Origin of the sequence: Bradyrhizobium genosp. SA-3 (assembly GCF_004212635.1) — a bacterium.
Lineage (GTDB): Bacteria > Pseudomonadota > Alphaproteobacteria > Rhizobiales > Xanthobacteraceae > Bradyrhizobium.
On record NZ_PSRT01000185.1, the window covers coordinates 1 to 13494 of the forward strand.

General features: G+C 61.1%; 14 protein-coding genes and 1 tRNA gene. 9 read left to right on the top strand and 6 right to left on the bottom strand.

Translation table 11 applies throughout. The features are described 5' to 3' along the window. Positions 1 to 552 (bottom strand): LysR family transcriptional regulator (locus CWO91_RS38045; RefSeq protein WP_130220533.1); only part of this gene is annotated, 552 nt, incomplete at its 3' end. Positions 553 to 663: 111 nt separating this feature from the next. On the opposite strand from CWO91_RS38045, the gene CWO91_RS38050 reads away from it, so the two are divergent. Further along, entirely contained in the window at positions 664 to 1086 is a 423-nt protein-coding gene (locus CWO91_RS38050) for a tautomerase family protein (RefSeq protein WP_130220534.1), read from the top strand. 42 nt (positions 1087 to 1128) lie between these two features. Here CWO91_RS38050 and CWO91_RS38055 read toward each other — a convergent pair whose 3' ends face one another. Both CWO91_RS38055 and lipB read right to left on the bottom strand, forming a co-directional pair. After that, on the bottom strand, positions 1129 to 1842 hold the full coding sequence (locus CWO91_RS38055) for a DNA helicase (protein WP_130220535.1): 714 nt from the start codon (positions 1840 to 1842) through the stop codon (positions 1129 to 1131). A 200-nt stretch (positions 1843 to 2042) separates the two neighbouring features. Then, entirely contained in the window at positions 2043 to 2792 is a 750-nt protein-coding gene (gene lipB, locus CWO91_RS38060; protein WP_130220536.1) for a lipoyl(octanoyl) transferase LipB, read from the bottom strand. 83 nt (positions 2793 to 2875) lie between these two features. Here lipB and CWO91_RS38065 point away from each other — a divergent pair, with 83 nt between their 5' ends. Both CWO91_RS38065 and CWO91_RS38070 read left to right on the top strand, forming a co-directional pair. Beyond that, positions 2876 to 3118 carry a FliM/FliN family flagellar motor switch protein gene (locus CWO91_RS38065; protein WP_011088012.1) on the top strand — a complete coding sequence of 81 codons (243 nt, stop codon included), beginning with the start codon at positions 2876 to 2878 and terminating at the stop codon, positions 3116 to 3118. Between the two features lie 186 nt (positions 3119 to 3304). Then, positions 3305 to 3389 (top strand) — tRNA-Leu (locus CWO91_RS38070). Positions 3390 to 4497: 1108 nt separating this feature from the next. On the opposite strand, the gene CWO91_RS38075 is transcribed toward CWO91_RS38070, so the two are convergent. Continuing rightward, positions 4498 to 5013, bottom strand: a complete 516-nt coding sequence (locus tag CWO91_RS38075) for a winged helix-turn-helix transcriptional regulator (protein WP_130220537.1) — start codon at positions 5011 to 5013, stop codon at positions 4498 to 4500. Positions 5014 to 5254: 241 nt separating this feature from the next. Between CWO91_RS38075 and CWO91_RS38080 the strand changes: the two genes are divergently transcribed. Then, positions 5255 to 5887: a 2-hydroxychromene-2-carboxylate isomerase gene (locus CWO91_RS38080; protein WP_130220538.1), complete on the top strand. Its 633-nt coding sequence runs from the start codon at positions 5255 to 5257 to the stop codon at positions 5885 to 5887. Positions 5888 to 5987: 100 nt separating this feature from the next. Then, positions 5988 to 7187, top strand: coding sequence for a CaiB/BaiF CoA transferase family protein (locus tag CWO91_RS38085; RefSeq protein WP_130220539.1), 1200 nt, complete (start codon positions 5988 to 5990; stop codon positions 7185 to 7187). A gap of 24 nt (positions 7188 to 7211) precedes the next feature. Here CWO91_RS38085 and CWO91_RS38090 read toward each other — a convergent pair whose 3' ends face one another. Both CWO91_RS38090 and CWO91_RS38095 read right to left on the bottom strand, forming a co-directional pair. After that, positions 7212 to 7889, bottom strand: coding sequence for a glutathione S-transferase family protein (locus CWO91_RS38090; protein ID WP_130220540.1), 678 nt, complete (start codon positions 7887 to 7889; stop codon positions 7212 to 7214). Between the two features lies 1 nt (position 7890). Then, positions 7891 to 8634 (bottom strand): SDR family NAD(P)-dependent oxidoreductase, encoded by a 744-nt coding sequence (locus CWO91_RS38095; RefSeq protein ID WP_130220541.1) that lies wholly within the window; start codon positions 8632 to 8634, stop codon positions 7891 to 7893. A 227-nt stretch (positions 8635 to 8861) separates the two neighbouring features. On the opposite strand from CWO91_RS38095, the gene CWO91_RS38100 reads away from it, so the two are divergent. The 4 genes from CWO91_RS38100 to CWO91_RS38115 form a co-directional block, all read left to right on the top strand. Further along, a complete protein-coding gene (locus CWO91_RS38100; RefSeq protein ID WP_130220542.1) occupies positions 8862 to 10466 on the top strand; it encodes a class I adenylate-forming enzyme family protein in 1605 nt (534 codons plus the stop codon). Between the two features lie 17 nt (positions 10467 to 10483). Further along, positions 10484 to 11221 carry an SDR family oxidoreductase gene (locus CWO91_RS38105; RefSeq protein ID WP_018322608.1) on the top strand — a complete coding sequence of 246 codons (738 nt, stop codon included), beginning with the start codon at positions 10484 to 10486 and terminating at the stop codon, positions 11219 to 11221. 14 nt (positions 11222 to 11235) lie between these two features. Continuing rightward, on the top strand, positions 11236 to 12417 hold the full coding sequence (locus CWO91_RS38110) for an acyl-CoA dehydrogenase family protein (protein WP_130220543.1): 1182 nt from the start codon (positions 11236 to 11238) through the stop codon (positions 12415 to 12417). A 24-nt stretch (positions 12418 to 12441) separates the two neighbouring features. Then, positions 12442 to 13494: acyl-CoA dehydrogenase family protein (locus CWO91_RS38115; RefSeq protein WP_130220544.1), on the top strand; the 1053-nt coding region annotated here is incomplete at its 3' end.

Sequence of the window (13494 nt, forward strand, 5' to 3'; positions counted from 1 at the left end):
GAGCGTTGCAAGCGGCAGCGGCTCGCCCTTCGGCAGCGTGAGGCCGCGCGCGGCGAACCAGCCAAACTCGTCCTCGGCCAATTTTTCGCCGCCGCGGCGGCTGCCCTCTTGGCGGACGATCACGGCGTCGAGTTCTCCCGCGTCATAAGCATCCTGCATTTCGCGCGAGAAGCCGATGGTGACGGCGAGGGTGAGATTCGCAGACATCGCATGCAGCCGTTCGAGCAGCGGCACCAGCTCAGGGCCCGCGGCGTGGTCGGAGATGCCGAGCGAAAGCGACTGCGCGGTCGCCGCCTCACCCGACAGCGCGCGGTCATGCGCCGCGATCAGCGCGCGGGCGCGATCGAGGAACGCGGCGCCGTCGGCGGTGAGCCGGACCGCGCGCGGCGAACGCTCGACGAGACGTTTTGCCAGCAATGTCTCCAGCCGTTGCAGCTTGAGGCTGACCGCAGCCTGCGTCGTGCCGAGCGCTTCGGCGGCACGGGTAAAGCTCTGGAGGTCGGCGACCAACAGGAAGGCCTGGACGGTGGCGATGTCGAGTGTGGATGCCATTATGAATCGTTATCACTGGTATCAATAGAGATAAGATACCAAAATGATGAGAGGAGGTCTAGCTTCTCACCGACGCCGCGCAAATCGTGCGACATTTTTGGGAGAACCATCATGCCCCTGATCACCGTATCCTACACCACGTCCCGTCAGTCGCCGTCGCTGAAGGCTGACATCGCGAACGCCGTGTCCGAGCTCACCGCAAAGATCCTGCACAAGGATCCCGAGGTGACCGCCATCATCGTGAAATCGGTCGATGCAAGCGACTGGTTCGCCGGCGGCAAGTCGCTCGCCGAGCAGAAGCTTGCGAGCTACTGGATCGACATCCACGTCAGCGAAGGCACCAACACCAAGGACGAGAAGGCCGCCTATCTCGCTGCCATGTTCAAGCGCATGGCCGAGATTTTGGGCCCGCTGCATCCCGAGACCTATCTGCACGTCGACGAGGTCAAGGGCGACGCCTACGGCTTTGGCGGCCTGACCCAGGAGCGGCGCTACATCGCCGGCAAGCTCGCGGTTTCGCTCAAGGCGGCATGAGACGGGAAGCCGGGGGTGATGATCTCACCCGCGGCCTGTATTTCAGCTCGCGGCGCGGAACTGAAATTCTGAATTGTTTAGGAAGCACGTCTTGTCGAACAGCTGCAGGTCAAGCGGATTCGGCAGCCTGACATCGCTGAGATCGGGGCATGGCTTGACTGAGGGATCATAGGATCGATCGATCTGTGCGATGAAGACGACGATCAATCCCCCATCGCGTGCGAACGATTTCAGCGCGCGCACCTGAATGGAGAGGTCGGGGTTGTCCCGCCTTTGGTCGAGCAGTTGCAGATAGTCGATCACCACGACTGTGCCGCGGGGAGCTGCGGCCATTTGCTTCACGACGTAGTCGGCGCTGATGGCATCCGAGCAATCGATCTCGAACAGTTCGTCGAACTGCACGGGGTCCACGCCGATCGCGCGGAGGCGGTCCAGAACGTCTTTCTCGGTATATTCGAGCGAGAAGAATGCAGCGCGATGGCCCGACCGCATGGCTTCGACGGCAAGCTCGAGGCTCATCAGTGTCTTGCCTTGCCCGGGGCGCGCGCCGACCAGTACGAGGTCGCCCGGCCGGAATTGCGGAAACAGCCTGTTGGCCGGCGTCACCGCGGCAGCTTTCGCCGCCAGCATGCTCCAGGCGGAAAAGCCTTCCGCCGTGGCGATGCGGTCAAGCGCGGCGTGGAGCGGAATGCCTTGCTCGTGCGACAGGCGTTTTGCTTTTCGCTTCAGATGATAAATGGGTGCAGACAACTTCATCGAGAGAACCTCCCATTGCGAGCAGAAAGCGCAATCCCTCCTTATGCCTGGCGCTCGAATAGTCGGTCCGATGATCGAATCGCCCGGCATGACGTCTGCTTTCCCGGCGGAGGGGGGAGGCGTGGGCGGCACCGGAATCAAGCATAGCCGATTCCGCGGCGAGCGGAGAACACGCGCGATCGGCCTCGAACAGGAAAATGCTAGACCGCCGCTTCCGGCAGCAGCGCGCGGGTCGGCCCGAACAGCTCCTCGAACGCCTGCCGGAGCGCGATGTCGACATCGGCCATGGTCACGAGCTGGCCGAGATCGATCAGCGAGGTGACGCCGTAGCGGGGATCGGCGACGCCGCAGGGCACGATGCCGGCGAAATGCGACAGCTCCGGCTCGACGTTGATGGCAATGCCATGGAATGACACCCAGCGTTTCAGCCGGACGCCGATTGCCGCGATCTTGTCCTCGTGCTCAGGGCCCTTGTCGGGCCGCTTCACCCAGACGCCGACCCGGTCCTCGCGCCGTTCGCCGCGGACGTTAAAGGCGCCCAGCGTGCGCAGAATCAACTCCTCCAGGCTTGCGACATAGGCCCGGACGTCCGGTCGGCGGCGCTTGAGGTCGAGCATGACATAGGCCACCCGCTGGCCGGGGCCGTGGTAGGTGAGCTGCCCGCCCCGTCCTGTCGCAAAGGTCGGGAATCGGGGATCGAGCAGGTCGGATTCCTTGCCCGAGGTGCCGGAGGTGTAGAGCGGGGGATGTTCGAGCAGCCAGACCAGCTCGGGAGCCTCGCCCGCGGCGATCGCCGCGACGCGGGCCTCCATGGCGGCCACCGCGTCCGGATAGGGCACCGGAGCGTCCGAGATAAGCCACGCAACGGGCTCGCCGCCTGCGGCGGAAAACGACGTCAAATCGAGCTCTTGACGCTGGTTTTGGCGGGGGCTTTCAGGCGAATTAACCATTGGCTAACCATAACGTGGTGATGATCGTGGGCGCAAATGCCAAGTCCTTTGGTTCAAAGTCCCAAGTTGCGGCGGTCCTGACAGTGCCCACACTCGATAAAGTCACCGTGGATCTCATGGTCGTCCTCGGGACGACCACCATGCCGATCCATCAGGTATTGCGTCTTTCCCGCGGCGCCATCATCGAGCTGGACGCAACCGAGGCCGACGAGGTCAAGGTCTTGGCCAACAATTTGCCGGTTGCCTCCGGCGTCGTGCTGGTCGACCGCAACCGGATCGCGGTCGAGGTCAAGCAAATGCTGCCGCGCACGCCGGGGACGCGGTAGCGCCCCGGGGACGCGGTAGCGCCCCGGGCGTGCGGGTTAAAGGCCGATCCCTGGGGAAGGGCCCGGAACTTTCCTGCCAAGCTTGTGGAATTCGGGGTCTCTGCAGGCTTGTATCCCCCTGATGGATTTGTTAGATCGGCGGCCGCTGATCCGGCCAGCCTAACGACCTCAGGCCGGCATCTCCTAGCGCTCGTGGCGGAACTGGTAGACGCGCTGCCTTGAGGTGGCAGTGGGTAACACCGTGGGGGTTCGAGTCCCTCCGAGCGCACCAAACGCCTAACTGATTGGAAACATAACACATTTGCTTTGAAAGTTAAGGCACTTAATGCGCGCTTTGGCGCGCGCAACTCGTTGAAGTTGTTGGAAGTTGGTACGCCGCCTTAGAACTATGAGCTGGCCTATCTCGCCGGCTTCGCCACAGGAATTTTTCTTGCTCCAAGGCTGCCGGTCGGCGATCGAGTTCCGAGGCCTAGGCGAGCCCGAGATGCCGCACCATTTCAGTCTCAATAACTTCAGATCACCAGCTTGGCGGCGGCGAATTCGAGTGGTCGTGGCATCCGAGCGAGCACCGAACAATTGTTCTGACGATTGGGGTTTTAATGCGCTCCAAGCCTCGTGGTCCTGCCAAGCATACTCACGATGAAATCGTCCGCGTGATCCGCGCTGCGAAGGAAGCGGGGGCAGCGGAAGTGGTCATCGAGGGCGAGCAGCCAATCCGCGTTGTGTTATCATCAGATGCATGTGCAATTTCGCGTTCGCCACCAAAGGACGACGGTCACGCCTGGGCAATGTCCGTGCCTCAAAAGAAGAAGCGGTGGTCGTCTCGAGATTCGACTTCTTGGCGGGATATTCCAAAAAGCAAACTCAGACCCTAATCCGCGCTAAGCCATCGTCCTGGCGGATCCCGGCTTGAGGGCGGGCATCTGATTAAGCAGCAACTCACCTTCATCCTGACTGGATGTTCAAGGCTATTTGATCGTCGATCTCGCCAGCAGGCTGAATACTAGGTTCGGGGGTTCGAGTCGCTCCAGGGATCGAACCCCGACAACTCGGATGCATTGATCTGCTCGGTCCATGCGCTGAAAGGCGAATTCAGCCATTTTTTTCCAAATGCACCTTGAAATAACTAGATAGTCGAACTGATTTTGATTCCGCCATTCGGAGGATCGATCCCTCCCGCCCCAGCCAGCCGTGTGGAACTGAGTAGAAGAAGTCCGTCGACCTCGACGTGATAATTGAGCGAGACGCGGCCAGGAGTCCGCAGCGAGCCCGGATTCCCGCCAACAGTGACGTGGTCTTCGACCTCGACAAGGTTCTCCACGAGAAGCGACGCCAATGAACTCGGCTGCGGCCATTGCGCGGAACGCGGCTTGGCGCCGTTATGCCGCTTTCCTGCGGGGCTTCGGCTTTGCTTTTTTGTCGAGCAAGACTCTCTCCGGAGCAGGGCGCGCGCCTGGACCAGGATGGACATGAACTTCCTTGGCCGAAAGCGGCTCTCCGCATTCGGAGCACACCATCACCGGATCGAACGTCTTGCCGCACTTGCGGTGCTCGTGCAGTAGGGGGCGTCCGCGTTCGTCAACCATGTGGGTGTCACCCCAATGTACGAGCGCCATCATGATCGGATAAAGGTCGAGGCCCTTTTGCGTTAGGATATACTCGTGGCGCTTGGGCGACTCCTGATATGGAATGCGGCGCAGGACGCCCTGCCGAACCAGCTTTTTGAGCCGTTCGGCAAGCAAATGGCGGGTGATTCCAAGCGCTGACTGAAAACCTTCGAAGCGGCGCGTGCGCAGAAAGCATTCGCGGAGAATCAGAAGAGTCCAGCGGTCACCAATCACACCAATGGTGCGAGCCATCGAACATGGCTCTTCCTCAAGTTCATCCCATTTCATTCCTGCTCTCCGGTCGACCGACGCCTGTTCCGCTCGAATCAGGGGAAACGGCAGCGCCGATCGTACCATTCTAGATAGGTACTAAAGTTGTTACAATACCCCCGCCGAGCCGCCGAAACCAATACGATTCAGGCCAGATTTGACAGTTCAATTTTAGAACTGTAAGAATGAATAAGGGCCTGCGTTCGGCTTAGAAGATCAGCAAGCCTGTCCACCATTGCGCTCTGCGGGAGGAGCTGACATGTCCCTGAAAGTTGAATTCCTGTTCGATTTCGGCAGTCCAAATGCTTACCTCGCGGAATTGGCCCTTCCCGGAATCGAACGGCGCACCGGCGTGAAATTCGAATATGTCCCGGTCCTGCTCGGCGGCATCTTCAAGGCGACGGGCAACATGTCCCCCTTCGAATCTCTTCGGGGCATCAAGAACAAGCCGGAGTACCAGGCGCTGGAGACACAGCGCTTCATTCGCCGCCATAATGCAACGAAGTTCCGGTCCAATCCGTTTTTTCCGGTCAATACGCTGATGTTGATGCGCGGCGCCGTCGCGGCGCAGCTCGAAGGCGTGTTCGAACCCTATTTCCGCGCGGCCTACCACCACATGTGGGAGGAACCAAAGAAGATGGATGACCTCGAAACCTTCCGAGCAGCATTCATCTCCTCAGGCGTCGATATCGATCGGTTGCTTACGCGTGCGCAGCAGGACGACGTCAAGAAGGGGCTGATCGATCGGACCACCGACGCCGTCAACCGAGGCGCATTCGGCTCGCCGACCTTCTTCGTTGGAAAGGAAATGTTCTTCGGCAAGGACCAGCTTCGCGATGTGGAGGAGTCGATCGTCGAGCAGATCGGCCAGCCCGTTTCGAAGACGGCCTAAGGCCAGAACCTGGAGCCTTGCAGAGCCGGGCAGACGTCCGCGCACCTGCATGACGAAACCTCAGTCGACCTTATAACAAAGTCAATTCAGGGAGAATGTGATGCCCGGTCCCCTCAACGGCGTTCGCGTCCTCGATTTGACAGGCGTAGTGTCGGGTCCTTTCGCGACCATGTTCCTGGCGGATCAGGGCGCGGACGTCCTGAAAATCGAGCCGATCGGCGGCGACATTACCCGGCGCAGCCGTGCCACCATTGATAAGGATGGCGAGTTCTCCGCGCTATTCATTTCTTCAAATCGTGGCAAGCGCTCGCTGTCGATTGACGTCAAAAGCGCAGCCGGCCGTGAGGTTCTCGCCAAACTGGTCGCGCAAACCGATGTCCTGGTGCAGAATTTCCGGCCGGGCACTATGGAGCGTCTCGGTCTCGGCGTGGAAGAGTTGCGCCAGCGACAGCCGCGCCTGATCTATGTTTCGATCAGCGGTGTTGGTGACACCGGACCCTATGTGAAGAAGCGTGTTTACGATCCGATCATTCAGGGCCTCTCGGGCTTTGCCGATATCCAGTCGCAGCCGGTCACGAACCGTCCGCAGATGATCCGAACCATCGTATGTGACAAGACTACCGCGGTGTTCACCGCCCAGGCGGTAGCGGCAGCACTCTATGCCCGCGAGAAGACAGGGCAAGGTGATCACATTCAGGTCGCTATGTTGGATGCGATGATCTCGTATTTGTGGCCGGAAGGCATGATGCAATACACGGTGGTGGGTGCCGAGGCCACTGCTGCCGATCCTAACGATCGGCCTGATCTCGTGTTCAAGACCAGCGACGGCTACATCACCGCCGGTACTATTTCCGATTCCGAATGGCAGGGTTTTTGCCGCGCCACCGGCGACCCCGAGCTTGCCAAGGATCCCCGGTTTGCGACGCCATCGGCGCGCTCGGTCAACGCCACGGCACGCATCAACAAAATGGCCGAATATATCAGCCAGCACACCACCGCAGAATGGCTGGAGCGTCTGGATGCCGCCGACGTCCCCTGTTCGCCGATCTTGCGGCGGGGCGAGATCATCCACAATGAACAGGTGGTCGCGCGCGATATCATTGCCGAGTTCGATCAACCGAAAGTGGGACGGGTGCGGCAACCTAAGCCAGCAGCGCGTTTTGCGATCAACGAGGCCGCGATCGGTGGGCCCGCTCCCAGGGTGGGCGAACACTCCCGCGACGTGTTGCACGAGCTGGGCTACGACGACGGCGCCATCGACAAGATGGTCGCCGAGCGCAGCGTGCGCGTCGCGGTCTAACCGCGAAGCCCGTTCGCACGTATTCTAGAGCTTCCCCGTCGCCGGCGTGATCGGTGCCATCGCGACATTCGCCGCAACGGCGCGCTGAAAGGCTTCCCGTTTCCTGATGCGCTCGAGATAGGGCTGAGCGTTGTCGCAAATGCCGACGCCATAGGCGAGGGCCCACTCCAGGCACGTCGTGAGCAGGATGTCTGCGCTGGTAAACCGGTCGCCCATCAGGAATTGCCGGCCGTCTGCAAGTGCGACTTCAACATGACGCAGCTGCTGTCGGAAATACTCGGCGGCTTGCGCAACGACCTCGGGCGCAATGCCGTAGATCGGTCCGAGCGCGTCGGCCCGATGACGGCGCATCACGTAGAGGCTGGTGGAATCCAGCTCCGCGACGATAAAGAAGCACCATTCCAGCCACGCTGCATACTCGCGGGTGGCTTCCGGAATCAGGGATCGTTCCGTCGTGGAATACATTCGCGACAGGTAGGCAACGATCGCCGCGCTCTCGCCGATGCAGAAGTCGCCGTCCTGAAGCAGCGGGATCTTCTGGCGCGGATTGAGCTTCGAGTAATCTGCGGTCTTGGTTTCGCCGGTTCGCGGGCCAATGGGCTTTGTCTTATAGGCTAAGCCCAGTTCGTGCATGGCCCAATGCGGACGAATGGTGCGACTCGTTCCAACGCCCCACAGGGTCAGGTCTGGTGTCGCATCCATATTACCATTTCTCCACGGACGGACGGAGATCGAGTTCGTGGGTCCAGCCATCTCTGCTTTGCTGGTGGGTGAACCAATAGGCTTCGGCGATGGAAGACGTCTTGGTCAGGCTATCCGGCGGAATATCGCTTGCTTCGATCCCCTTCGCTGTCTTCATGCGTTGGTGAATCGCCTCGCTATCCACGCCAGCGTCGATCAGGAGATGCACGACGTGAATGTTCTTCGGTCCAAGCTCGCGCGCCATCGCCTGGGCCACTGCTCGAAGTCCGAACTTCGCCGATGAAAATGCTGCAAACCCCGATCCGCCACGCACGCTTGCCGTCGCACCCGTAAAGAAGATGGTGCCGCGTCCGCGCGACAGCATCACGCGGGCAGCCTCACGTCCAACCAGGAAACCACCATAGCAGGCGAGTTCCCAGGCTTTGAAGAACAACTTCTCCGTCGTGTCGAGCAGAGGCTTGTTGACGTTCGAGCCGGCATTGTAGAGGCAAACCTCGACAGGCCCGTGCTCTTTCTCGACCCGCGCGAAAATGCCTTGGACTTCTGCTTCCTGGCGCGCATCTACGCTGAATGCGTGAACGTCATGCCCCGCGGCCCTCAACTCGGCCACTAGTCCCTGCGATTTGGAGGCATCGCGCCTGCAGATGCAAACCGTATAGCCGCCTCGGGCAAAACGCCGGGCGACCGCCGCGCCAATGGCATCGCCTGCGCCAACAAGTATCGCTGCACCGCGGCTCGCCGCCATCCTCGATCCTCCCTTTAAGTTCTTATTTGATACTGTAGACTAGCTGTCGGATGATGCGTTGTAAACGGCGGTTTTATGAGCCGCGCAAAACCATGCTCAGAGATGGATTGTCCGTTTGACTCCGGTCCGACGACGATTTATCGATTGACGAGTTCTAAAAAAGAACTATAAACTGAAGCCAAGTGTGCCGCATTGCAAAGTTGGCATGGTCGGTCGGGAGGTCAGTCGTGCTGGAGCTTTCAGAGACGATCAGTGGCGACGAGATTGCTGTCGGCTTGCCGAGCCGAATCCATGAAGTAACGGCAGGACCGGTTGCCAGAGCGCCCGACCGGATTGCGCTGGTCGAGGACGGAGCTTCCTGGAGCTATCGAGAACTGGAGCAGCGCGTTGACGAGATCGCCACCGTGCTCTCGTCGCTGGGGATCAGGGCCGGCGATCGGATGATCATTGTCAGCGAAAACTGTATTGCGCTTGCTGCTTTGCTGCTGGCGACAAGCCGGCTAGACGCCTGGGCGATTGTCGCCAACCCGCGCTTGTCGGCGCGCGAACTGGACCAGATCCGTGATCACAGCGGCGCCCGGCGGATGTTTTTCACGTCCGGTATTTCGAAGGAGGCCACTGCTCACGCCTCACGCTACGGCGCCGAGAATCGGCGAATTGGCCCGCTAGCGGAAATTGGGGTTGGCCCGCTCAACGAAAGCGCGACAGTCCAGCCCGTGGAGACCGATTCAGCAAGGCAAGTCGCGGTTTTGATCTACACGTCAGGGACGACGGGGACTCCCAAGGGCGTGATGCTCTCGCACGACAACCTGCTGATCAGCGCAAAGACCACCGCGTATTTCCGCAGGATGAACGAGGACGACAAAATCTATCTTGTGTTGCCGATCTCGCATATCGTCGGCATCTCGCTCCTGATCATGACGCTGATGGTCGGCGGCACGGTGCGGATGGTCAGCAAATACGATCCGGCGGCTACCGCAAAGGCGATCGCGGAGGAGGGCGTCACCATCCTCAACGGCGTGCCTGCCACCTATCAGCGCCTGCTGGAGTACAAGAGCGTATCAGGCGTGGAACAGCTCGCCCGAGGCTCGTTGCGCTTGATTGCCGTCGCCGGCGCGCCGCTGGATTTGAACCTGAAGTTGCACGTGGAAAAAGAGTTCGGGCTTCCGTTGCTCAACGGCTACGGGATCACCGAATGCTCGCCGGGAATATCGGGCGTACGTTTCGATAGGCCACGCTCGGATCAGGCTGTTGGCACGCTGCTGCCGGGTGTGGAGGCGCGGGTGCGAACCATCGAAGGATTTCCGAGTGTATCGGGTGAAGTCGGCGAGCTGCACGTCCGCGGGCGCAATGTGATGCTGGGGTACTATCGTGCCCCCGAGGTCACCGCGAAGGTGATTGACAGCGAGGGCTGGTTCAATACCGGCGATCTCGCGCGTTTCGATGGCGATTGTCTGTACATCGTGGGCCGCACCAAGGAAATGATCATTCGTTCCGGTTTCAACGTCTATCCCGCGGAGGTCGAAGCAGTCCTCAGTTCACACAAGGACGTCGTGCAATCCGCTGTGGTCGGTCGTGCCGCGGACGGCAATGAGGAGATCGTGGCCTTTGTGCAGTTGCTGCCAGGATCTTGCACGACACCAGAGACCCTGATGCATTTTGTCCGGTCTCAGCTTACTTCTTACAAGCGGCCGTCCGAAATTGTCATCCTCGATGCCTTGCCGGCGACATCGACCGGCAAGATACTCAAGCACAATCTCGCGGAGAGCTTGCGCGAAGGTGGCGCAGCCCCTGCGGTGCAGACGCCCGAATTCCGCAGGCAACATATCTAACTTACCGGGAGGACATCTTGCAAAAGAGAAACGCAACCGTGGCCGTCATCGGCGCCGGAGACTTCATCGGCGGCGAGATCGCCAAAAAATTCGCCGCAGAAGGCTTCACGGTCTTCGCCGGCCGTCGTAACGGCGAAAAATTGGCTCCGCTCGTCAGGGATATCGAGGCCGCCGGCGGCGAGATTCACGCACGCTCGCTCGACGCTCGCAAGGAAGACGAAATCATCTCCTTCCTCAACGATGCGGACAAGCACGCGCCGCTGGAAGTCTGCATCTTCAACATCGGGGCGAACGTCAATTTCCCAATTCTGGAAACCACAGAACGCGTTTTCCGCAAGGTCTGGGAAATGGCCTGCTATTCCGGCTTTCTGGCCGGTCGCGAGGCGGCCCGCCTCATGCTTCCGCGCGGGGGTGGCAACATCTTCTTTACCGGGGCGACCGCCTCGCTCCGAGGCGGCAGCGGGTATGCTGCTTTCGCAAGCGCCAAGTTTGGCCTTCGTGCGGTCGCGCAAGCCATGGCCCGCGAGCTTGGCCCGAAAAATATTCACGTCGCGCATCTCATCATCGATTCCGGCGTGGACACCGAGTGGGTTCGGCAACGCCGGCTGGAGGCTCTCGGGCCCACCGCGCTGGATGATCCGGACGCCTTGATGCCTCCGTCCTCCGTCGCAACTTCGTATTGGCAGCTCTACCAGCAGCCGAGAAGCGCATGGACGTTCGAGCTGGAGATCCGTCCCTTCGGCGAGAAGTGGTAGCGGAGCCTGCTGCGATGGAGCTCAAGCTTTCCCGCGAGGACGCCGCGTTTCGTGACGAGGTGCGCAGTTTCATTGCGGAGAACTATCCGCCGGAAATGCGCGTTCCAAATCCGGAGACCGACCTGACCAAGGAGCAATCGCTGCTGTGGCACCGGATCCTCCACAAGAAGGGTTGGATCGCCCCGCTCTGGCCCAAGGAGTACGGCGGCCCGGGCTGGTCCGTCACGCAGCGCTTCATCTTCGAGCAGGAGACCTCGCGCGCCGGCACGCTGCCGCCGCTCGCCTTCAGCGTCACCATGGTCGGGCCGGTGATCTACACGTTCGGCAACGCGGCGCAGAAGAAGAAATTTCTGCCCCGGATCCTGTCCGGCGAGGATTGGTGGTGCCAGGGCTATTCGGAGCCTGGCTCCGGCTCGGACCTCGCAACCGTCAGAACCAAGGCCGTGCGCGACGGCGACCACTACATCGTCAACGGTCACAAGACCTGGACCACGCTGGCGCAGCATGCCGACTGGATCTTCTGCCTCGTGCGCACCGATCCGAGCGCGAAACCGCAATCGGGAATCTCCTTTCTGCTCATCGATATGAAGTCGCCAGGCGTGACGGTGCGGCCGATCATCACGATCGACGGCAGCCACGAGGTCAACGACGTCTTCCTGGAAAACGTCCGCGTGCCCGTCGAGAACCTCGTCGGCGAGGAGAACAAGGGCTGGACTTACGCCAAATTCCTGCTTGGCAACGAGCGCACCAGCATGGCCGGAATCGGCCGCTCCACCCGCTACATCAACAAGCTGAAGCAGATCGTGAGGGCCGAGATACCGGCCGACGATCCCGCGCGTCTCGAATTCCTGCGCGACATCGCCCGCGTCGAGCTCGACGTGCTGGCGCTGGAGGCGACCGAGCTGCGTGTGATCGCCCAGATGGCGCGCGGCATCGATCCGGGTCCGGCGGCCTCGCTGTTCAAGATCCGCGGCACCGAGATCTTCCAGCACATTACCGAGCTCACCCATCGCGCCATCGGCAATTACGGCCTTGCCATCCGCGAGCATCCGGTCAGCGCCAACCGTTTCATGCCCGGCCCCGATTATGGCCACACCGCGTCGGAGAAATATTTGAACGCGCGTAAGCTCAGCATCTACGGCGGATCCAACGAGATCCAGCGCAACATCATCGCCAAGGCTGTGCTCGGGCTCTAGTCACGCCGGATCTGGGAGGATCGGATGGATATTCAGTTCACGGAAGAGCAGGAATTGCTGCGCTCCAGCGTCCAGCGCCTGTTGCGCGACCAGTACGACTTCGAGGCGCGGCGCAAGATCGTGGCAAGCGAGGAGGGCTTCAGCCGAAAGCAATGGGACGCTTTCGCCGCGCTCGGCCTTCTCGCTGCACCGTTCTCCGAGGGCGCTGGCGGTCTCGGCGGCGGTCCGCTGTCGACCATGATCGTGATGCATGAGTTCGGCCGTCACCTCGTGGTCGAGCCGTTCGTCGAGACGGTGGTGCTGGCCGGCGGATTGATCGAGCACGTGGGCACGCCGGAGCAGCAGCAAAGCTTCATCCCTGAAATCATCGACGGCTCGAAAATCTGGACGCTGGCCTGGACGGAGAAGGCATCGCGCTTCGATCTTGCCAATGTCACGACGCGGGCGCGGCGCGAGGGGAGCGACCACATCCTGACCGGCGCGAAGACCATGGTGATCGCCGCACCTTGGGCCGACTATCTAATCGTCTCGGCGCGGACCTCCGGCGACGATCGTGACCGCGGCGGCGTCAGCCTGTTCGTGGTCGATCGGCGCGCGACCGGCGTCGATCTCCAGAGCTTCAAGACCATCGACGGCCGCCGGGCCGCCGAGCTCGGCCTGCGCGAGGTCCGCGGGCAATTGCTGGGCGCAGAAGGCGAGGGTGTTGCCGCGCTGGAAGCCTGCCGTGACCGTGCCATCGGCGCGCTCTGCGCGGAAGCAGTCGGCGCCATCGGCGAGCTGAACTCGGCGACGCTGGAGTATTCGAAGACGCGCAAGCAGTTCGGCACCACCATCGGTTCCTTCCAGGTGCTGCAACACCGAATGGTCGACATGTTCATCGCACATCAGGAGGCGCTTTCCCTGATGCAGCATCTGAGCCTCAGCCTCAGCGCTGGCGATGCCGGCCTGTCGCGGCTCGCCTCGGGTGCAAAATCGAAGATCGGCTATGCCGGCAAGTTCGTCGCCGATCAGGCGGTGCAGCTTCACGGCGGCATGGGAATGACCGACGAGCTCAACGTCGGGCACTATTTCAAGCGA